The following is a 19,357-nucleotide window of genomic DNA, read 5'->3' on the forward strand; positions in this document are numbered from 1 at the left end:
CCTCACCGGTTCGGTGCGGCCGCCCGCGCCAGCAGTTCGTCCCGGCCTATCGCGTCCGCGCGGGAGGCCGGGACGGTGCAGGCGTAGGCCCCGGCGACCGCCCCGTACGCGGCGCACCGCTCGGGCGGTTCGCCGCTGAGCCGGCCGTAGAGGAATGCCGCGGCGAAGGCGTCGCCCGCGCCGTTGGAGTCGACCACCGGTACGGACGGGGCCACCGCGGGGACGCGGGACAGCCTTCCGTCCGCCAGCAGGTACGCGCCGTCCGCTCCGGCGGTGGCGACGACGGTCTCGGCCCGGCCGCGCTCCGCGATCCGCCGCATGGTCCGCTCGGGGTCGGCCAGGGCGGCGGCCGACAGGAAGACGACGTCGGCGGTGTGCGCGAACGGCTCGTGGTACGGGTTCTCGCCGTCCCAGTCGTGCAGGTCGGTGGAGAGCGGGACGCCGGTCTCGCGCAGCACCGGCAGCGCCTCCGCGCAGGGCTGGGTGATGGTCACGTGCACATGCCGGCCGGCGGCGGCCAGCGCGCGCAGGGTGGCCTCGGGGAAGCGGTCGTCGGGATGGCCGCGGCTCGTGTCGTACAGGGACAGCCGGCGTCCGTCGGGGCCGACGAGGTTGACCGCCCGCTTGGTCCCGGCGGGCTGCGGCAGCGCGGTGAGCGCGATGCCGTGCTCCCGGTGCAGGGCGCGGACGAGGTCGCCCTCGGGGTCGTCGCCGAGCAGGTCGCAGTGGTGGGTGACGAGGCCCAGCCGGGTCAGGCCCAGCGCGACGAAGTCACCGGTCTGCCCGGCCCGGGTACGGATCCCGGAGTCGATCATGTAGCTGTCCGCGTACGGCAACGGCAGCTCGGGGACCTGGACGATCGTGTCCACACCCGCGCCGCCCAGCACGATCACATCGTTCCGTGCCCCCATCGGCCACCTCCCCGTGGTCGTACACCGTGACCTGGACGCCCCGCCGCACCGGTCGTTCCGTGACGAGCGGTTCCACGCGGGACCACGTGCCGCCCGCCAGGCCGCAGCCTATGCGGGGCATGTGCACGGACGCGCCCGGTTCGATCACTTCGCCGGCGAGGCCGATCATGTGCTTGCTGAACGGGGTGGTGGCGTCACCCCGGAGATGGGTGATCTCCGGCATGCGCCACCGTAGGGGGTGCCGCTGACAGCGGCACCGGTGCTACTTCGGGCCCGTGGACATCCGGGACAGCTCCTGCTCGGCGTTCTGCGACACCCGGCGGCGTACGGCGAACCAGCCGGCGACCAGCATGACGGCGAGCACCGGGATGAGGAGCAGGGTCTTGCGCCCGACCTCGGGGTCGTTCCACATCATGCCGAGGCAGACCAGCAGGAAGACGATCGTGGCGATCTCCGTGACCGGGCTGAACTTCAGCTGGAAGTGCGGCCGGGCCACCAGGCCGGCGCGGGCCCGGCGGACGAACAGCACGTGGCAGAGCATGATGATCACCCACGTGCTGATGATGCCGAGCGAGGCGACGTTCAGCACGATCTCGAAGGCCTGGCTCGGCACCAGGTAGTTCAGGCCGACGCCGAGCACGCAGACCGCGCAGGTCAGCAGGATGCCGCCGTAGGGGACCTGGCTGCGGTTCATACGGGCGGTGAACTTCGGCGCGGAACCGGCCATGGCCATGGAGCGCAGGATGCGGCCGGTGGAGTACAGACCGGAGTTCAGCGAGGACATGGCGGCGGTCAGCACGACCAGGTTCATCACGTCGCCGGCGGCTGGGACACCGATCTTGGACAGCACGGTCACGAACGGGCTCTGGTCGGCGGAGTACACCGAGCCGGGCAGGAGCACCGCGAGCAGCACGACCGAGCCGACGTAGAACAGGCCCACGCGCCACATGATCGAGTTCACCGCGCGCGGGACGACCTTCTCCGGCTCGGCGGTCTCACCGGCTGCCACGCCGACCAGCTCCAGCGCTGCGTACGCGAAGATCACGCCCTGCATCACCAGGACGACCGGCATCACGCCGTGCGGGAACACCCCGCCGTTGTCGGTGATGACGCTCAGGCCGGGCGTGTGGCCGCCGACCTTGTGCTGGGTGGCGAGCAGGAAAATGCTGATCAGCATGAAGCCGACGATGGTCGCGACCTTGATGATCGCGAACCAGAACTCCATCTCGCCGAAGATCTTCACCGAGATCAGGTTCACCGCGAGGACCACCGCGAGGGCGATCAGCGCCAGCACCCACTGCGGGATGGACGTGAACATACTCCAGTAGTGCGTGTAGAGCGCGATCGCGGTGATGTCGGCGATACCGGTCGTCGACCAGTTGAGGAAGTACATCCAGCCGGCGACGTAGGCGCCCTTCTCGCCCAGGAACTCCCGGGCGTAGGACACGAACGATCCGGAGGACGGGCGGTACAGGACCAGCTCGCCCAGCGCCCGGACGACGAAGAAGGCGAAGACGCCGCAGACCAGGTAGGCCAGTGCGAGCGCGGGTCCGGCGTGGTGGAGCCGACCGCCGGCGCCCAGGAGGAGGCCGGTGCCGATGGCTCCGCCGATGGCGATCATGTTGACGTGGCGGGCCTTGAGGTCCTTGCTGTAGCCGGCGTCGCCCGCGTCCGCGGGGGTTCCGGCCGCCGTGTTGTGGGGGGCGGCCTGCGCCGATTCCACGGCTTTCTTGCTCACGGGTGGTTCCACTTCCTGGTGCGCCCGGACCTCGTGAGCCCGGGGGTCGTACAGGTCATGGCCCGCACCACCCATGGTGTGTCGCGGCACAGACCAAGGCAGCAGCTTCCCAGAAGGATCAGCGGGTACACGATGGCCCATGTCACACAGCGGCGCTTGTCACAGCCGCACCGGGCGGGTCCGGCGGGTTTCACAGCAGTGGTGGGACAGCGATACTGCTGTACATGACGACCGATGCCGAGGACCGGACGGAGCCGGGTGGGCCGGAGCTCACCATTGACGAGCTGGCCGCGCGTGCGGGCGTCACGGTCCGCACCGTCCGCTTCTACGGCAGCAAGGGGCTCCTGCCGCCGCCGGAGATCGGGCCCCGCCGGGTCGGCCGGTACGGGCCCGGGCACGTGGCCCGGCTGGCTCTCATCGAGGAGCTCCAGCGCCAGGGCATGACCCTGGCGGCGATCGAGCGGTACCTGCGGCAGCTGCCGCCGGACCTCACACCGGACGATCTCGCGATCCACCGCGCGGTGGTGGCGTCCTGGGCGCCGGAGGCCGTGGAGACGGTGTCGCGGCGCGAGCTGGAGCGGCGGGCCGGCCGGCCGCTCGGCGAGGAGGACGTGGAGCGTCTCACGGCGATGAACGTGGTCGGGCCGGCGGACGGCGGCACGTTCCGGGTGGACGCCGGGCTACTCCGGCTCGGCGTCCAGCTCCTCGACGTACCGCTGTCGCAGGAGACGATCCTCGCGGCGCGCACGGTGCTCGTCGAGCACTCGCGCGCCGCGGCTCACGAACTCTCGCGGCTCTTCCTCGGCGAGGTGGCGGAGCGTGACACCCGGGACGCGAGGTCCCTGTCGGCGCACATGCACCCCTTGGTGGTCCAGGCGCTGCTGACCACCTTCCAGCGGTCGCTGCGGGAAGAGCTGAGCGAGTGGGTCACCGGGTCACGAACGGCCTGAGTCGCCGAACTGCTCCCCGTTCTCGGCCTTCTCGACGAGCAGCGCGGGCGGGGTGAAGCGCTCGCCGTAGCGCTCGGCGAGTTCTCGCGCGCGGGCCACGAAGCCGGGCAGGCCTCCCTCGTAGCCGTTGATGTACTGCAGCACACCGCCGGTCCAGCCCGGGAAGCCGATGCCGAGGATCGAGCCGATGTTGGCGTCGGCCACGGACGTCAGCACGCCCTCCTCGAGGAGGCGGACGGTGTCGAGCGCCTCGGAGAAGAGCATCCGCTCCTGCATGTCGCGGAACGGGATCTCGTACCCGGGCTTGGTGAAGTGCTCGCGCAGGCCCGGCCAGAGGGCGGCCCGACCGCCGTCCTCGGCGTAGTCGTAGAAGCCGGCGCCGCCGCTGCGGCCGGGGCGCTCGAACTCGTCGACCATACGGTCGATGACGGCCTCCGCCGGGTGCGCGGTCCAGGTGCCGCCCGCCTCCTCCACGGCCTTGCGCGACTCGTTGCGGATCTTGCGCGGGAGGGTGAGGGTCAGCTCGTCCATGAGGGAGAGCACCTTGGCCGGGTAGCCGGCCTGGGCCGCGGCCTGCTCCACGGAGGCGGGCTCGACGCCCTCGCCGACCATGGCGACGCCCTCGTTGATGAAGTGGCCGATCACGCGGGAGGTGAAGAAGCCGCGCGAGTCGTTGACGACGATCGGCGTCTTGTTGATCTGCCGGACCAGGTCGAAGGCCCGGGCGAGGGCCTCTTCGCCGGTCCGCTCCCCCTTGATGATCTCGACCAGCGGCATCTTGTCGACCGGCGAGAAGAAGTGCAGACCGATGAAGTCGGCCTGGCGCTCGACCCCCTCGGCGAGCGTGGTGATGGGCAGCGTGGAGGTGTTGGAGCACAGCAGCGCGTCGGGGGCGAGGACGGACTCGATCTCCTGGAACACCTTGTGCTTGAGGGCGGTGTCCTCGAAGACGGCCTCGATGACGGCGTCGCAGCCCGCGACGTCGGCCACGTCGCCGGTGGGCGTGATGCGGGCGAGCAGCGCGTCGGCCTTCTCCTGGCTGGTCCGGCCCCGGGCGACGGCCTTGGCGCACAGCTTCTCGGAGTATCCCTTGCCCTTGAGGGCGGCTTCCAGGGAGACGTCCTTGAGGACGACGTCGATGCCGGCGCGGGCGCAGGAGTAGGCGATGCCGGCGCCCATCATGCCGGCGCCGAGGACGGCGACCTTGCGGACCGGGCGGGGCTCGATCCCCTGGGGGCGGTTGGCGCCGGAGTTGACGGCCTGGAGGTCGAAGAAGAACGCCTGGATCATGTTCTTCGAGGTCTGCCCGGCGGCCAGCTCCACGAAGTAGCGCGCCTCGATGACCTGGGCGGTCTCGAAGTCGACCTGGGAGCCCTCGACGGCGGCGGCAAGGATGTTGCGCGGCGCCGGGTAGGGCGCGCCACCCGTCTGCTTGCGCAGGCTCGCCGGGAAGGCGGGCAGGTTGGCGGCGAACTTCGGGTTGGCCGGCGTGCCGCCGGGGATCCGGTGGCCGGGCTTGTCCCACGGCTGCTGGGACTCGGGGTTGGCGTCGATGAACGCGCGCGCCTTGGCGAGCAGTTCCTCGGGCGTGGCGGCGACCTCGTGCACGAGGCCGTTCTCCTGGGCGCGCCGGGCGTTGTACTGCTGTCCCTGGAGGAGCACCTTCAGCAGCGCGTCGGCGATGCCCAGCAGCCTTACGGTGCGGACCACTCCGCCGCCGCCGGGGAGGAGGCCGAGGGTGACCTCGGGGCAGCCGATCTTGGTGCCGGAGGTGTCGAGGGCGACCCGGTGGTGACAGGCGAGGGCCAGCTCGAACCCGCCGCCCAGCGCGGCGCCGTTGATCGCCGCGACGACGGGCTTGCCGAGGGTCTCGATGCGGCGCAGGTCGCGCTTGACGGCGAGACCGCCGTCGAGCAGGTCCTGGGCGGTCTCGGGGGTGACCCGGATCAGGTCGCGCAGGTCACCGCCCGCGAAGAAGGTCTTCTTCGCCGAGGTGAAGATGATGCCGCGGATCGAGTCCTTCTCGGCCTCGAGACGGTCGGTGATCGCGGTGAGGGAGGCGCGGAACGCCTGGTTCATGGTGTTCGCGGACTGGTTCGGGTCGTCCAGGACGAGGGTGACGACACCGGTGTCGTCCTGCTCCCAGCGGATGGTGGTGCTCTCGGTCATGACAGTCGTCTCCGTTGAAGTCGCTTGATTCCGCAGGGAGGTCAGATGCGCTCGATGATGGTGGCGATGCCCATGCCGCCGCCGACGCAGAGGGTCGCGAGGCCGTACCGCTTGTCCTGGCGCTCGAGTTCGTCGATGAGCGAGCCGAGGATGATGGCGCCGGTGGCACCCAGCGGGTGGCCGAGGGCGATGGCGCCGCCGTTGACGTTGACCTTGTCCAGGGACAGGCCCATGTCCTTCACGAAGCGCAGCACGACCGCGGCGAACGCCTCGTTGATCTCGACCAGGTCGATGTCGTCGATGGTGAGGCCGGCCTTGGCGAGCGCCTTGCGGGTGGCGGGAGCCGGGCCGGTGAGCATGATCGTCGGCTCGGAGCCGGAGACGGCGGCGGAGACGATCCGCGCGCGCGGGGTGAGGCCGTAGCGCTCGCCGACCTCCTTGGAGCCGATCGCGACGAGCGAGGCGCCGTCCACGATGCCGGAGGAGTTGCCCGCGTGGTGGACGTGGTCGATCTTCTCGACCCAGTGGTACTTCTGCAGCGCCACGGCGTCGAAGCCGCCCAGCTCGCCGATGTCGGCGAACGACGGCTTGAGCCCCGCGAGGGAGTCGGCGGTGGTGCCCGGGCGCATGTGCTCGTCGTGGTCCAGGACGACCAGGCCGCTGCGGTCCTTCACCGGGACCACGGAACGCTCGAAGCGGCCTTCCTTCCAGGCGGTGGCGGCGCGCTCCTGCGAGAGGGCCGCGTACTCGTCGACGTCCCGGCGGGAGAAGCCCTCGATGGTGGCGATCAGGTCGGCGCCGATGCCCTGCGGGACGAAGTTGACGGACAGGTTCGTCATCGGGTCGTTGAACCAGGCGCCGCCGTCGGAGGCCATCGGGACGCGGGACATGGACTCGACACCGCCCGCGAGGACCAGGTCCTCCCAGCCCGAGCGGACCTTCATCGCGGCCATGTTGACCGCTTCGAGACCCGAGGCACAGAAGCGGTTCTCCTGGACGCCCGCCACCGTGTCCGGCAGACCGGCGGCGACCGCGGCGATCCGGGCGATGTCGGAGCCCTGGTCGCCCACGGGGCCGACGACGCCGAGCACGATGTCGTCGATCGCGGCGGGGTCGAGGCCGGGGAAGCGGTCGCGGATCTCGCGGATGAGGCCGACGACCAGGTCGATGGGCTTGGTGCCGTGCAGGGCGCCGTTCGCCTTGCCGCGGCCCCGCGGGGTGCGGATCGCGTCGTACACGTACGCTTCGGTGCTCACTGGTGTGCCTTTCGGGAGGGTGGGCCGAGCGGGTGGGCCGGTCAGTCGCCGTCGGCGACCGGGTCGTCGTTCACACGTTCTGTCATTCCCCAGTCGCGCGCCACCGTCCCGGTGTCCGCTCCGGGCCGGGCGGGGCCGCTGCGAATGCCGGTGGGGGTGGCGGAGAAGCGGGGCGCGGGGGCGGGCTGGGTGATGCCGCCGTGGTCGGTGAAGGTGCCGCGGGCGGCGAGGTGCGGGTGGTGGGGTGCCTCGCGCAGGGACAGGACGGGGGCCACGCAGGCGTCGGATTCCTCGAAGACGGCCGTCCACTCGTCCCTCGTGCGGGACTTGAAGCGGGCCGCGACCCGTTCGCGCAGCTCCTCCCAGCGGGTCCAGTCCTGGTGGGCCGGGGCCAGGTCGTCCAGGCCGAGCAGGCGCAGGAACTCCGCGTAGAACCGGCCCTCCAGGGCGCCGACCGCCATGTGGCCGCCGTCGGCGGTCTCGTAGGTGCCGTAGTAGGGGCAGCCGCCGTCGAGGAGATTGGCGGCGCGCCGGTCCTGCCAGCCGCCGGCGGCCAGCATGCCGTGGATCATCGCGGAGAGGTGGGCGGTGCCGTCGACGATGGCGGCGTCGACGACCTGTCCGGCGCCGGTCGCGCGTGCGTGGTGCAGGGCGGCGAGGACGCCGACGACCAGGTAGAGGGAGCCGCCCGCGTAGTCGCCGAGCAGGTTGGCGGGGACGGCCGGGGGCTCGTCCGGGCGGCCGATCATGCCGAGGGTGCCGGTGACGGCGATGTAGGCCACGTCGTGCCCGGCGCGCTGGGCGAGGGGGCCGTCCTGGCCCCAGCCGGTCATGCGGCCGTAGACCAGGCGGGGGTTGCGGGCGTGGCAGTCGGCGGGGCCCACGCCGAGCCGCTCGGCGACGCCGGGGCGGTAGCCCTCAATGAGGATGTCCGCCCGGGCGGCGAGGTCCAGGACGCGGGCGGGCCCGTCCGGGGCCTTGAGGTCGACGAGGACCGAGCGCTTGTTGCGGTTGGTGATGTCGTACGCCGGGTCGATCCCGAGGCCCTGGCCGCCCGGCCGGTCCACCCGGACCACGTCCGCGCCGAGGTCGGCCAGCAGCATGGCGGCGAACGGGCCCGGCCCGATACCGGCCAGCTCGACCACGCGCACGCCGGAGAGCGGGCCGCTGCCCGGCGTCGTCGGCGTCCCTGCCGTCGTCATGCGTCCAGCCCCCAAGGGTGTGTGACACAACTGATGTAACACCGGTGATGCTAAGAACCCGTTCCACCGGACACAAGACCCTGAACGAGCAAGCGCTTAGCCAAGTGCCCGACGAGCCGATGATCACCCGGCGGGGTGATGATCGCCAGGCGGGCGGGGCAGCCGCCGGGTCCGGCCGTCACGGCCGGTCGTGCCCGTGCCCGTGCGGGAGCGGCCGAGGCCGGCCGCGCACTCGGGCGCGACCGGCCTCGGAGGGGGCATCCGCGGGTGCCCGGGCCGGGAGAGCGCCCGGCAGCCGTCGACGGCGAGCCGGGCGGCGGGCTCACGGGGCGGCGGGCGGGATGTTCTGGTTGGCGTGGAAGAAGTTCCCGGGGTCGTACGTGCGCTTGACCGCGGCGAGCCGGTCGAAGTGGTCGCGGTACGTCCCCCGGACCCGGTCGGCGCTCTCCTCCTCGCCGAGGAAGTTGATGTAGGCGCCGCCCATGGAGTACGGGTGCAGGTCGGTCCAGTAGTCGACGCACCACTGGCGGACCAGCTCGGCGTTGGCGGGATCGGGGTCGATGCCCGCGATGACGCCGGACCACGTGGCGTTCCGGTAGGCCCAGGCCGTCTCGTCGGCGGCGACCCGGTGGGCGGCCCCGTCGACCGGGTACAGGTGCATCGTGGACAGGCCGGTGGGCAGGTTCTGGCCGTACTTCTCGTGCACGGCGATCGCGTCGTCGGAGATGGCGTCGAAGAAGTCGCCGCGCCAGTACCACTGCAGCCCCGTCGGCATCAGGTCGTCGAACAGGGACTGCAGGGCGGGGTAGGGCATGGGGGCGGTGAAGTGGAACGCCGGCGGCCCGGGCGCGTGGACGACGGTCAGCACCCTCTCCAGCCGGTCCCCCGCCAGGTCGCCCGTGTAGCACCACACGACGCCGCACATCTTCCGTCCATGGATCGCCTCGGGGAAGGGCGGCCCGGGCGGCACCGCCAGCAGGGCGTAGAAGCCGCTGAGCTCCGTGGGCGCGGAGGGCAGGAACTCCCGGTACCACTGGAGGACTTCGCGGGTGCGGTCGACGGGCCAGACGGTCAGCGCGACGCCGACGGTGTCCACGGGATGCATCCGGAAGGTGAACGAGGTGACCACGCCGAAGTTGCCGCCGCCGCCCCGCAGGGCCCAGAACAGGTCCGGGTGCTCCTCCTGCGACGCGGTGACGAACGTGCCGTCGGCGAGGACCACGTCGGCCGACAGCAGGTTGTCGATGGTCAGGCCGTACCTGCGGGTCAGATGCCCGTGGCCGCCGCCGAGGGTGAGACCGCCGACTCCGGTGGTCGACACGATCCCGGCCGGAGTGGCCAGGCCGAAGGTGTGTGCCGCGTGGTCGAGATCGCCGAGCAGGCTGCCGCCGCCCACGCGCGCGGTGCCCGTCCGCGGGGAGACGTCCGCCCAGCGCATCGGGGTCAGGTCCAGCGTCAGCGCGCCGTCGGCCACGCACAGCCCCGGACCGCTGTGTCCGCCGCCGCGCACCGCCAGGTCCACTCCGGTGTCCTGGGCGAAGGAGATCACCGTCCGGACGTCGGCCACGTCGACGCATCCGGCGATCGCCGCCGGACGCCGGTCGATCATTGCGTTGTAGATGACGCGGGCCTCGTCGTAGCCGGGGTCCCCCGGAGCGAGGACCTGTCCCCGCAGCGCCCCGCGCAGGCTGTCGAGAGCCGCATTGCCGATACCGCCCATGATCGAACACCCCTGTTCCGGCGCGTGGCGGACGGACTCGGGCGCGACGTCCGGGCGGGCTGCGGGGGCGTGGGACACGGGTCCGTGTGCGCCTGCGATGAGGACCGGCAGGGCGGACAACCCCGCCGGCACCATTGTCCGTCCCCCCGCCGGGCCCCGCAGGCCGGCCGGCGGGTACGGACTCACGCGGCCCCCGGCCGCTTGGCGCGCGCGGACGGGACCGGGCTGCTTGGATCGGGCCATGGCCGACGCGGATCTGCGGAGTATCGGAATCCTTCTGTTCCCGGGTGTCGAGGAGCTCGACGCCGTCGGCCCGTGGGAGGTCCTGTCGTACTGGACACGCACCTTCGCCGGGGACGGCTGGCAGGTGTTCTGCTTCTCCGCCGACGGAGAGGCCGTGACCTGTGCGAAGGGGCTCACCGTCGCGGCGCACCGGGCGACGGCCCGGATGCCGGACCTGGACGTCCTGCTGCATCCGGGCGGCCGGGGGACCCGCCCCCAGCTCGCCGACGAGGCGCACCTGGCGTGGGTCCGCGCCCAGCGCCGGTCGGTGCCCCTGATGACGAGCGTGTGCACCGGCTCGCTGGTCTTCGCGGCGGCCGGACTGCTGGCCGGGCGCCCGGCGACCACCCACTGGGCGTCGCTGGACCTGCTCGCGGAACTCGATCCGACGATCGACGTACGGGCCGGCGAGCGGTTCGTCGACGACGGTGACGTGGTCACCTCCGCGGGCATCTCCGCGGGCATCGACATGGCGCTGCACCTGGTGGCCCGGCTGGCGTCCCCCGAGCGGGCGCGTGAGGTGCGGCGCGGCATCCAGTACGACCCGCGGCCCCCGGTGTGAGCCGGCCGCGCGGTACCCCTCCGCCGGGCGGGGTACACCGCGCGCTAGCCTCTGCCACCACAGTGGCGCGTGCCGCACACAGCGAGGGGTGTCATGAGCAGGCTGAACCGGACGGATCGTCCCTACGACCTCGTGCTCTTCGGAGCCACGGGCTTCGTCGGCACGCTCACCGCGGAGTATCTCGCCGCGCACGCGCCGAAGGAGCTGCGCTGGGCGGTGGCCGGGCGCGACGAACGCAAGCTGGAACGGCTCCGGGAACGCCTGGCCGGCGGCGCCGGCGTCGGTGTTCTGCGGGCGGACGTGGACGAACCGGCCTCCCTGCGCGCCCTCGCCGAGCACGCGCGCGTGGTGGCCACGACCGTCGGGCCGTACGTGCTCCACGGCGAGGAACTGGTCGCCGCCTGCGCGGACGCCGGCACCGACTACCTGGACCTCACCGGCGAGCCGGAGTTCGTCGACCTCATGTACGTACGGCACGACGCACGCGCGCGTGAGACGGGTGCCCGCCTGGTGCACGCCTGCGGCTTCGACTCCGTGCCCCACGACCTCGGCGCGTACTTCACGGTGCTGCAACTGCCGCCGGACGTGTCGCTCACGGTGGACGGGTACGTGACCGCCGACGCGGCGTTCTCGGGCGGCACCCTGGCCTCGGCGCTGAACCAGATCGCGCGTGGCCGGCCGATGCGCGCCGCCGCACGGGAGCGGTACCAGCACGAGCCGCGGCTGATGGGCCGCCGGGTGACCGCGCCCGCGGGCCCGCCGAGGTTCGTCGGGGAGCTGGGCGCGTGGGCGCTGCCGCTGCCGACCGTCGATCCGCAGATCGTGCGGCGTTCGGCACGGGCGCTGGAGCGGTACGGCCCCGACTTCCGCTACCGGCACCACGCCGCCGTGCGGCACCTCCCCGTCGCCCTCGGCGGGGTCGCCGCCCTGGGCGCGGTGGCCGCCGCCGCCCAGGTGCCGCCCGCCCGCCGCTGGCTGTCGGACCGGCTCAAGCCCGGGGACGGGCCGAGCGCGGAGAAGCGGGCGCGGAGCTGGTTCAGGGTCCGCTTCGTCGGCGAGGGCGGCGGACGGCGCGTGTTCACGGAGGTCGCCGGCGGCGACCCGGGCTACGACGAGACGGCCAAGATGTTCGCCGAGGCGGCGCTCAGCCTGGTCTTCGACGACCTCCCGCCGACGGCCGGACAGGTCACCACGGCCCAGGCGATGGGCGACGCCCTGATCGGACGGCTGCGCGCCGCCGGCATCACCTTCCGGGTGGCGGCGAGCCGGTAGCGGGCCCGCATCCGGCGAGTCCGGCGAACGCGGTGCCGGCCGGGGCCGGAGGGGACGACTCCGGGCCGGGCGGACAAGCCCGATGAGGCGAAGCGGACGTGGCGTCCGTGCGCCGAGCGACCGTGGACGAGGGGGCCATGACCCGGTATCCGGCGGCGAGGACGCAGCCCGCGCCACCGGGGCGGCGAACTCCACCACCACGCCCTCGAACCCGGCGACGGTCCGGCCGTCCGCGGCTCGGCGTGTCAGGAGGCCGGCGCCCGGCGCGTCGACGCGTCCCCGACGTCCCCGGCCGCCCGGGGCCCCACCGCCTCGCGAAGGGCGCGGCGGCACAGGGCGTCCGCCCTGCGCGTGGTCTCCGGCAGCCGGTAGCGGGGGCTCAGCGCCAGCGTGTGCGCGAGGGCGTTGTCCAGGCTCACCCGGTGACCGACCGAGACGAACACCGGCTTGACGCCGTCCCGGGTGCGCAGGGCGCGGCCGACCTCCTCGGTCCCGGCCAGCAGAGGGCTGGAGCCGCCCCGGGCCGGGGCCGGGTCGTCATGGGTGAAGGTGAACGGGTTCTTGGCGACGCCGATGGTCGGCAGGCCGGTGAGCACGCCCAGGTGACTCGCGAGGCCGAAGCGGCGCGGGTGGGCGAGGCCGTAGCCGTCGCACACCACCAGATCCGGCGGGCCCGGCAGGGCGTCCAGGGCGGCCCGGACGGTGGGGATCTCCCGGAAGGCGAGGAGGCCGGGCACGTAGGGGAAGGAGACCCGGCCCACGGCCGTCGCCTCGGCGAGGACCTCGAGGGTGGCGGCGTCGAGGACGACCGCCGCCGCCGCGACCAGGTCGCGTTCGTCGTCGTAGGCCACGTCGACCCCGGCGACCCGGCCCGTCCCGGGCGGTGGCCCGGACTCGTCGAGCACCACCCGGCCCCGCAGTCCGTCCTGTACGGCCCGGGCCTCTTCCTCGGTCGCGGGCCAGCCCGCGGGTACGCCTACGGTCGTCATGGTGCCCTCGACTGTACGGCTGCCCGGACCGCCGCAGCGGCCCGGGGGTAGGCTCGTGATCATGTTCGTGCTGGAACTCACCTACACCGCGCCGCTCGACGCCGTGGACGCGCTGCTGCCCGACCACGTGGCCTGGCTGGACGAGCAGTACGAGAAGGGCGTCTTCCTGGCGTCCGGACGCAAGAACCCCCGCGACGGCGGGGTGATCCTCGCCGTCGCGGGGGACCGGGCCGGCATCGAGGAGATCGTCGCGGGCGACCCGTTCACCGTCGCCGGTGTGTGCACGTACCGCGTCACCGAGTTCATCGCCACCAAGACGGCCCCCGAACTGGCGCGCCACCGGCAGGCCCTGGACTGAGCCTGCCGCTCAGCCCTTCTTCCTGTCCAGCGCGCGCTGGAGCTGGTCCTTGTTCATGTGCGAACGGCCCTCGATGCCGCGCTGCTTGGCCTCGTTGTACAGCTGGTCGCGCGTCGGGCCCTGCGAGCCCTCGCGGTTGCCCGACCGCTGACCGCCGCGCCTGCCGGACGACATGTCCTGCGTCGAGCTGCGGCTGGCCGTCTTGGACTCGCCGGAGCGGGCGCGTTCCTTGTTGACCGTGCGCGCGGCGATCTCCTCGGCGCGCCCGGTGCTCTCGCCGCGGTCCTGCGCGCTCTTCTTGATGTGCTCGTACTGACGCTCGCGCTTGGGGCTGGAACCGGCTGGCATGATCGCTCCCTTCCTTTGCGGTTGGGAAACGAGTACCCGGCTTTCACCGGCTTACCTCGGCTCCTGCCGGGCCTCCCGGTCAGCGTTCGAGGCGGGCCACCCTCCCCTGCTCGCCGGCCGCCCAGCAGCCGAGATCGGGCGCGCAGTCCACGGTGTCGTAGGAGCCGGTGTCGACCGTCCGCCAGGTGCGGCCGCCGTCGGTGGTCAGGTCCGTGCCGGTGGGGCCGACGGCGAGCGCGGCAGTGCGGCTGTGCGGGAGCCAGGCGGCGCCGGAGCGGTAGGCGGGCGGCGGTGTCGCGGCGGCCCGCCAGGAGCGGCCTCCGTCGCCGGTGACGGAGGCGGCCCGCGGGGACTGCTGGTCGGGACGGTAGTCGCCGCCGACCGCGATGCCGTGGCGGCGGTCGCGGAAGGCGAGCGCGAAGACCCCCTTGGCGGGATCGCCGGCCGGTACGGGCACGTCGGCGGCCCTCCAGGTCAGTCCGCGGTCGGCGGAGTGCAGCACGCGCGCGTGGGCGCCGCCGCCGGTGGCCAGCCAGACGTCCCGCGGCCCCGCGGTGACCAGGCACTGGCCGCTCGCCGCGAACCCCGCCTCGCCGTCGAGGGCCGGTGGCATGCCCCGGGCGGGGAGCACCCGCCAGGAGCGGCCGCCGTCGCTCGTGGAGAGGATGCGGAACCGGCCGTCCACCGGGTCGCTCATGGCGAGTCCGTGGCGGTGGTCGAAGAACGCGAGGCAGTCGTAGAAGGCCTTCGGGTCGGTGTTGCGGAAGGACTCGGTCCAGGTCCTGCCGCCGTCGTCGGTGCGGTACACCCGGGACGCCTCGCCCTCGCCGATGGCGAGCGCCACCGCGTGCCGTGCGCCGAAGGCCTCCACGTCCCGGAACTGGAGGTCGGACGCCCCCGGCGGAGAGACGTTCCGCCAGGTCGCTCCGCCGTCCGTGGTGCGCAGCACGGTGCCGCCGGTCCCGGCGAGCCAGGCGGTGTTCCGGTCGACGGCCGCGAGCCCCCGGAAGCGGACCTGCGGGGCACCGGAGTCCTTCGCCGCCCAGTGCGCCCCCGCGGGGCCGCTGCCGTGCGCTCCGAGCTGCCCGGCCTCGGCCGCCGGGACCGTCAGCGCGGCCAGCGCCGCCCCGCAGGCCGCTCCCGCCGCCAGCAGCCCGCCGGCCCGTCCCCTGCGTCGCGTGCTTCCCAAGCGCCTCATGGCGGGCGAAGCTAGTCCATGCCTCCGGCGCCGTCCAGAGGACCAACTCCCGCACAGGACGGGCGATATCGGGCGGTCATTGCAATCGGGAAAGCTCCGGCCCCCGCACCATGCATGAACGCGGTGACCGAGGTCACTCGTTCCCCGTGTGCACGCATTGGCCGAATCCGTCGTCTCTTCCAGTGCCGGGTGCCGGTCACCCGGGCGCAGTCCAGCCGTCACAAGGGAGCAAGGCGTTGTCCACCGTCATCGAGCAGCCCGTAGAGGCCCGTCTCGTCGCCGCCGCACCGCGCATGCCGAGCATCCCCGCCACGCTGCGCTACGACCGGAGCGACCCGTTCGCCGTCCGCATGACGTTCCCGGCCCCGGCCACCCTGGAGGGTGTCGAGGTGTGCTGGACCTTCTCCCGCGAGCTCCTCGCGGCCGGGCTGGAGGCCCCCGAGGGCCACGGGGACGTCCGCGTGCGGCCGTACGGCTACGACCGCACCGTCCTGGAGTTCCACGCCCCCGAGGGCACGGCGGTCGTGCACGTCCGCTCGGGCGAGATCCGGCGGTTCCTGGAGTCGACCGGCGAGCTGGTGCCGGTCGGTCGCGAACACCTCCAGCTCGACCTGGACCACGGTCTGGCCGAGCTGATGCGCGACGCCGCCTGACCGCTACGCGCGCGGGAACAGCGCGTTCAGCTCCCCGTAGGCGTATCCGCCGGCCAGGAACCCGTACGTGCCCTCCTCCAGCAGCTCCCGCGCGGCACGGCGGACCAGGGCGTGGGCGGCCTCGGCCAGGCCCGAGCCGGCGCTGATCCGGGCGACGCCCAGCGCGGCCAGCTCCGCGACCGGGGGCGCGCCGGGCAGCAGCAGGATGTTGACCGGGCCGTCGATGCCCGCGACCAGTGCCTTGATCGTCTCCGGGTCGACGGCCCCGGGGACGAAGATCCCGTCGGCGCCCGCGGCGAGGAAGACGGCGGCCCGCTCCAGGGTGAGGTCCACTCCCCCGGCCCCGCGCAGGAACGTGTCGATCCGGGCGTTGACGAACAGCGGCACCCCGGCCCGGTCGGCGGCGGCGCGGACCGCGGCGATCCGGGCGGCCTGCTCGGCGACCGGCCGCAGCGCCTCACCACCGTCGTACCGGGCGTCCTCGATGTTGACGCCGGCCGCGCCCGCGGCGAGCACGGCCCGGACGGTGTCGGCGACCCCGGCGGGGTCCTCGGCGTAGCCGCCTTCGATGTCGGCGCTGACCGGGACGCGTACGGCGGCGGTGATCCGGGCGACCGCCTCCAGCGCGCGGTCCCGGTCCAGCCGGTCGCCGTCGGCGGCACCGAGCGCCCAGGCGACGCCGGCGCTGGTGGTCGCGACGGCCGCGGCGCCGGCCTCCGCGACGACGGCGGCACTGGCCGCGTCCCAGGCGTTGGGCAGGACGAGCGGCCGGCCGGGCACGTGCAGGGCCCGGAAGGCGAGGGCGGTCTCACGGAGCGGGTGCGGAAGCGTCATGGGCCCACCCAAGCAGCGGTGGCGCCGGGGTCGCTGGCAGGAAAACGACATGTGCGTCGACCGCCGGGCGGACGGTAATCGCGTTGACAGCGCCCGACGGCTCTCCTACGGTGTACAGCGGTTCTGTTGCCGTCGATTGGAGAAGGACGTTGCTCGTCTGAGGTCCTGAGACACCGCGTTCACACCGGTCAGGTGTGCGTGGCGTACGACCTCGGCGTCCGAGCCGTCCTCATGGCACAGGCCCTTTTTCATGGCCTCCTTCCGTGCCCCAGGCCCTTCGGTTTCCGCCTCGCGGTGTCTCGACACGCGTCCACCCGAACGCACCCACCCTCGCGAGGCATCCATGTCTGCTTCCCTCACCTGCACGTCCCTGTCCTTCGCCTGGCCCGACGGCACCGCCGTCTTCGACGGCCTCGACGTCGCCTTCGGCCCCGGCCGTACCGGGCTCGTCGGCGTCAACGGATCGGGGAAGTCCACCCTGTTGAAACTGCTGGCCGGTGAGCTCGCGCCGGCCGACGGCACCGTCAAGGTGACCGGCGAGGTCGGCTACCTCCCGCAGAACGTCACCCTCGACACCGCGCTCCGGGTCGACCAGGCCCTCGGCATCGCCGAACGGCGGGCCGCGCTGCACGCCATCGAGGCGGGCGACGCCGCCGAGGAGCACTTCGAGACCCTCGGCGACGACTGGGACGTCGAGGAACGCGCCCTGGTCACCCTCGGCGAACTCGGCCTCGGCGACATCGGCCTCGACCGCACCGTCGGCGAGGTCTCCGGCGGCGAGTCGGTGCTGCTGCGGCTCGCCGCGCTGCTGCTGCGGCGGCCGGACGTCCTGCTGCTGGACGAGCCCACCAACAACCTCGACCTGTACGCGCGCCGCCGGCTGTACCAGGCCGTCACCGCCTGGCCGGGCGTGCTGGTCGTGGTCAGCCACGACCGGGAACTGCTCGACCTGGTCGACCAGATCGCGGATCTGCGCGCCGGGGCCGTCACCTGGTACGGCGGCAACTTCTCGGCCTATGAGGACGCCCTCGCCGTCGAACAGGAGGCCGCCGAGCGGATGGTGCGCGTCGCCGAGGCCGATGTGCGCAAGCAGAAGCGCGAACTGAGCGACGCCCAGGTCAAACTGGCCCGGCGGAAGCGCTACGGGCAGAAGATGTACGAGTCCAAGCGCGAGCCGAAGATCGTCATGGGGGCGCGCAAACGCGCGGCCCAGGAGTCCGCCGGCAAGCACCGCATCATGCACGAGGAGCGGCTCGCCGAGGCCCGGGAGCGGCTGGACGAGGCGGTGGACGCCGTGCGGGACGACGACGAGATCCGCGTCGAGCTGCCGTACACCGCCGTGCCGCCCGGCCGGCAGGTCCTCACCCTGGAGAAGCTGGAACTGGCGTACGGGGCGCGCGTCGAGGGCATCCTCGATCTGCGGGGCCCGGAGCGGATCGCCGTGGTCGGCCGCAACGGCGCGGGCAAGACGACGCTGCTGCGGACGGTCGCCGGGGAACTGGCGCCGGTGGCCGGCGAGGCGCTGGTACACGTCCCGCTGCGGTTTCTGCCCCAGCGGCTCGACGTGCTGGACGGCGAGCTGACGGTCGCGGAGAACGTGGCCCGGTTCGCGCCGGGCGCCACCAACAACCGGATCCGGGCGCGGCTGGCCCGCTTCCTGTTCCGCGGTGCCAGGGCCGACCAGCGGGCGGCGACCCTGTCGGGCGGTGAGCGGTTCCGGGCGGCCCTCGCCGCACTGATGCTCGCCGAGCCCGCGCCCCAGCTGCTGCTGCTCGACGAGCCGACCAACAACCTCGACATGGCCAGCGTCCGCCAGCTGACGTCGGCCCTGGAGAGTTATGAGGGCGCCCTCCTCGTGGCCAGCCATGACCTGCCGTTCCTCGAGTCGATCGGCATCACCCGCTGGCTGCTGATGGAGGAAGGGACCCTGAGGGAGGTGACGGAGGAGGAGATGGGGGACCCCGCGTGAGTCCCTGACGTCTCAGGAGGGGCACAGCCTGACAACGAGGGGTGTTGTCCCGCCCGGGGCGCCCTGCATGATGGCGGACCGGTGCCGTGTCTCCGGCACCGGAAAGCCGCACCACCGACCCGACCGAATCGAAAGGCCCGTCGTGCCCAGCAAGAAGGCCCTCGTCCGCCGCCCCGGCCCCCGCCTCGCCGAAGGCCTGGTGACGCACATCGAGCGGGAGAAGGTCGACGTCGGGCTCGCCGGCGAGCAGTGGGAGGCGTACGTCGAGGCGCTGCGCACCCACGGCTGGGAGACCGTCGAGGTCGAACCGGCCGACGACTGCCCGGACTCGGTGTTCGTCGAGGACACCGTCGTCATGTTCCGGAACGTGGCGCTGATCACCCGGCCGGGCGCCGAGTCCCGCCGGGCGGAGACCGCGGGTGTCGAGGAGGCGGTGGCCCGTCTCGGCTGCTCGGTGAACTGGATCTGGGAGCCGGGCACCCTGGACGGCGGCGACGTCCTGAAGGTCGGCGACACCGTGTACGTCGGCCGGGGCGGGCGCACCAACGCGGCCGGCGTGCAGCAGTTGCGGGCGGCCTTCGAGCCGCTCGGCGCGCGCGTGGTGGCCGTACCGGTGAGCAAGGTGCTGCACCTGAAGTCGGCGGTGACCGCGCTGCCGGACGGCACGGTGATCGGGCACATCCCGAAGGTGGACCGGCCCTCGCTGTTCCCCGGCTTCCTGTCGGTGCCGGAGGAGTCCGGCTCGCACGTCGTGCTGCTCGGCGGCAGCAAGCTGCTGATGGCGTCGAGCGCCCCCAGGACGGCGGAGCTGCTGACCGACCTCGGACACGAGGTGATCACGGTGGACATCGGCGAGTTCGAGAAGCTGGAGGGTTGTGTGACCTGTCTCTCGGTCCGGATGCGGGAGCTGTACGCCTGACTTCCGGGGGCACGCCACCCGTACAGC

General features: G+C 73.0%; 17 protein-coding genes and 1 pseudogene. 7 read left to right on the forward strand and 11 right to left on the reverse strand.

The genetic code is table 11. The features are described 5' to 3' along the window. Positions 1–2: 2 nt before the first annotated feature. The 3 genes and pseudogenes from BLW57_RS07520 to BLW57_RS07530 form a co-directional block, all read right to left on the reverse strand. Positions 3–911 carry a PfkB family carbohydrate kinase gene (locus BLW57_RS07520; protein WP_093473092.1) on the reverse strand — a complete coding sequence of 303 codons (909 nt, stop codon included), beginning with the start codon at positions 909–911 and terminating at the stop codon, positions 3–5. A gap of 7 nt (positions 912–918) precedes the next feature. Next, positions 919–1,053 (reverse strand): annotated as a pseudogene (locus tag BLW57_RS42175) (Appr-1-p processing protein); the annotation flags it as partial. Between the two features lie 120 nt (positions 1,054–1,173). After that, positions 1,174–2,649, reverse strand: coding sequence for an amino acid permease (locus BLW57_RS07530; RefSeq protein WP_093473094.1), 1,476 nt, complete (start codon positions 2,647–2,649; stop codon positions 1,174–1,176). 224 nt (positions 2,650–2,873) lie between these two features. Between BLW57_RS07530 and BLW57_RS07540 the strand changes: the two genes are divergently transcribed. Further along, positions 2,874–3,599 carry a MerR family transcriptional regulator gene (locus tag BLW57_RS07540; protein ID WP_093473097.1) on the forward strand — a complete coding sequence of 242 codons (726 nt, stop codon included), beginning with the start codon at positions 2,874–2,876 and terminating at the stop codon, positions 3,597–3,599. Here BLW57_RS07540 and BLW57_RS07545 read toward each other — a convergent pair. The 4 genes from BLW57_RS07545 to BLW57_RS07560 all read right to left on the reverse strand — a co-directional run bounded on the left by BLW57_RS07545 (position 3,585) and on the right by BLW57_RS07560 (position 9,946). Further along, a complete protein-coding gene (locus BLW57_RS07545) occupies positions 3,585–5,768 on the reverse strand; it encodes a 3-hydroxyacyl-CoA dehydrogenase NAD-binding domain-containing protein (RefSeq protein ID WP_093473098.1) in 2,184 nt (727 codons plus the stop codon). The two genes, BLW57_RS07540 and BLW57_RS07545, sit on opposite strands and share 15 nt — an antisense overlap. 41 nt (positions 5,769–5,809) lie before the next feature. Then, the gene (locus tag BLW57_RS07550; protein WP_093473100.1) at positions 5,810–7,024 is read right to left on the reverse strand and encodes an acetyl-CoA C-acetyltransferase; all 1,215 of its coding nucleotides are present in this window, start codon (positions 7,022–7,024) and stop codon (positions 5,810–5,812) included. A gap of 41 nt (positions 7,025–7,065) precedes the next feature. Further along, positions 7,066–8,226, reverse strand: a complete 1,161-nt coding sequence (locus tag BLW57_RS07555; protein ID WP_093473101.1) for a CaiB/BaiF CoA transferase family protein — start codon at positions 8,224–8,226, stop codon at positions 7,066–7,068. 322 nt (positions 8,227–8,548) lie between these two features. After that, positions 8,549–9,946, reverse strand: coding sequence for an FAD-binding oxidoreductase (locus tag BLW57_RS07560; RefSeq protein WP_176985911.1), 1,398 nt, complete (start codon positions 9,944–9,946; stop codon positions 8,549–8,551). Between the two features lie 241 nt (positions 9,947–10,187). On the opposite strand from BLW57_RS07560, the gene BLW57_RS07565 reads away from it, so the two are divergent. Then, positions 10,188–10,790 carry a DJ-1/PfpI family protein gene (locus tag BLW57_RS07565; RefSeq protein WP_093473103.1) on the forward strand — a complete coding sequence of 201 codons (603 nt, stop codon included), beginning with the start codon at positions 10,188–10,190 and terminating at the stop codon, positions 10,788–10,790. A 93-nt stretch (positions 10,791–10,883) separates the two neighbouring features. Beyond that, on the forward strand, positions 10,884–12,062 hold the full coding sequence (locus tag BLW57_RS07570; protein WP_093473104.1) for a saccharopine dehydrogenase family protein: 1,179 nt from the start codon (positions 10,884–10,886) through the stop codon (positions 12,060–12,062). 245 nt (positions 12,063–12,307) lie between these two features. On the opposite strand, the gene BLW57_RS07575 is transcribed toward BLW57_RS07570, so the two are convergent. Further along, positions 12,308–13,051: an endonuclease V gene (locus BLW57_RS07575; RefSeq protein WP_093473106.1), complete on the reverse strand. Its 744-nt coding sequence runs from the start codon at positions 13,049–13,051 to the stop codon at positions 12,308–12,310. A 61-nt stretch (positions 13,052–13,112) separates the two neighbouring features. Here BLW57_RS07575 and BLW57_RS07580 point away from each other — a divergent pair, with 61 nt between their 5' ends. After that, entirely contained in the window at positions 13,113–13,409 is a 297-nt protein-coding gene (locus BLW57_RS07580) for a YciI family protein (protein ID WP_093480579.1), read from the forward strand. Positions 13,410–13,418: 9 nt separating this feature from the next. On the opposite strand, the gene BLW57_RS07585 is transcribed toward BLW57_RS07580, so the two are convergent. Together BLW57_RS07585 and BLW57_RS07590 are read right to left on the reverse strand one after the other, a co-directional pair. Next, entirely contained in the window at positions 13,419–13,757 is a 339-nt protein-coding gene (locus BLW57_RS07585; protein ID WP_093473107.1) for a plasmid stabilization protein, read from the reverse strand. A 79-nt stretch (positions 13,758–13,836) separates the two neighbouring features. Next, a complete protein-coding gene (locus BLW57_RS07590; protein WP_257572175.1) occupies positions 13,837–14,955 on the reverse strand; it encodes a WD40/YVTN/BNR-like repeat-containing protein in 1,119 nt (372 codons plus the stop codon). Positions 14,956–15,191: 236 nt separating this feature from the next. Between BLW57_RS07590 and BLW57_RS07595 the strand changes: the two genes are divergently transcribed. Next, on the forward strand, positions 15,192–15,608 hold the full coding sequence (locus BLW57_RS07595; protein ID WP_093473109.1) for a spore wall synthesis regulator SsgD: 417 nt from the start codon (positions 15,192–15,194) through the stop codon (positions 15,606–15,608). Positions 15,609–15,611: 3 nt separating this feature from the next. Here BLW57_RS07595 and BLW57_RS07600 read toward each other — a convergent pair whose 3' ends face one another. Next, positions 15,612–16,442 (reverse strand): isocitrate lyase/PEP mutase family protein, encoded by an 831-nt coding sequence (locus BLW57_RS07600; protein ID WP_093473110.1) that lies wholly within the window; start codon positions 16,440–16,442, stop codon positions 15,612–15,614. 343 nt (positions 16,443–16,785) lie between these two features. Between BLW57_RS07600 and BLW57_RS07605 the strand changes: the two genes are divergently transcribed. Both BLW57_RS07605 and ddaH read left to right on the forward strand, forming a co-directional pair. Beyond that, positions 16,786–18,411 carry an ABC-F family ATP-binding cassette domain-containing protein gene (locus BLW57_RS07605; protein WP_093473112.1) on the forward strand — a complete coding sequence of 542 codons (1,626 nt, stop codon included), beginning with the start codon at positions 16,786–16,788 and terminating at the stop codon, positions 18,409–18,411. A gap of 142 nt (positions 18,412–18,553) precedes the next feature. Then, positions 18,554–19,330: a dimethylargininase gene (gene ddaH / locus BLW57_RS07610; RefSeq protein ID WP_093480581.1), complete on the forward strand. Its 777-nt coding sequence runs from the start codon at positions 18,554–18,556 to the stop codon at positions 19,328–19,330. The last annotated feature ends 27 nt before the right edge of the window (positions 19,331–19,357 follow it).

The sequence above is a fragment of the Streptomyces sp. 1222.5 genome (assembly GCF_900105245.1).
Lineage (GTDB): Bacteria > Actinomycetota > Actinomycetes > Streptomycetales > Streptomycetaceae > Streptomyces > Streptomyces albidocamelliae.

Bases quoted from the DNA above. Each gene is read 5' to 3' on its own strand.
- BLW57_RS07520 (WP_093473092.1), bottom strand. From the start codon at position 911: ATGGGGGCACGGAACGATGTGATCGTGCTGGGCGGCGCGGGTGTGGAC.
- BLW57_RS07540 (WP_093473097.1), top strand. From the start codon at position 2,874: ATGACGACCGATGCCGAGGACCGGACGGAGCCGGGTGGGCCGGAGCTC.
- BLW57_RS07545 (WP_093473098.1), bottom strand. From the start codon at position 5,768: ATGACCGAGAGCACCACCATCCGCTGGGAGCAGGACGACACCGGTGTC.
- BLW57_RS07555 (WP_093473101.1), bottom strand. From the start codon at position 8,226: ATGACGACGGCAGGGACGCCGACGACGCCGGGCAGCGGCCCGCTCTCC.
- BLW57_RS07560 (WP_176985911.1), bottom strand. From the start codon at position 9,946: ATGGGCGGTATCGGCAATGCGGCTCTCGACAGCCTGCGCGGGGCGCTG.
- BLW57_RS07565 (WP_093473103.1), top strand. From the start codon at position 10,188: ATGGCCGACGCGGATCTGCGGAGTATCGGAATCCTTCTGTTCCCGGGT.
- BLW57_RS07570 (WP_093473104.1), top strand. From the start codon at position 10,884: ATGAGCAGGCTGAACCGGACGGATCGTCCCTACGACCTCGTGCTCTTC.
- BLW57_RS07575 (WP_093473106.1), bottom strand. From the start codon at position 13,051: ATGACGACCGTAGGCGTACCCGCGGGCTGGCCCGCGACCGAGGAAGAG.
- BLW57_RS07580 (WP_093480579.1), top strand. From the start codon at position 13,113: ATGTTCGTGCTGGAACTCACCTACACCGCGCCGCTCGACGCCGTGGAC.
- BLW57_RS07585 (WP_093473107.1), bottom strand. From the start codon at position 13,757: ATGCCAGCCGGTTCCAGCCCCAAGCGCGAGCGTCAGTACGAGCACATC.
- BLW57_RS07590 (WP_257572175.1), bottom strand. From the start codon at position 14,955: ATGAGGCGCTTGGGAAGCACGCGACGCAGGGGACGGGCCGGCGGGCTG.
- BLW57_RS07600 (WP_093473110.1), bottom strand. From the start codon at position 16,442: ATGACGCTTCCGCACCCGCTCCGTGAGACCGCCCTCGCCTTCCGGGCC.
- BLW57_RS07605 (WP_093473112.1), top strand. From the start codon at position 16,786: ATGTCTGCTTCCCTCACCTGCACGTCCCTGTCCTTCGCCTGGCCCGAC.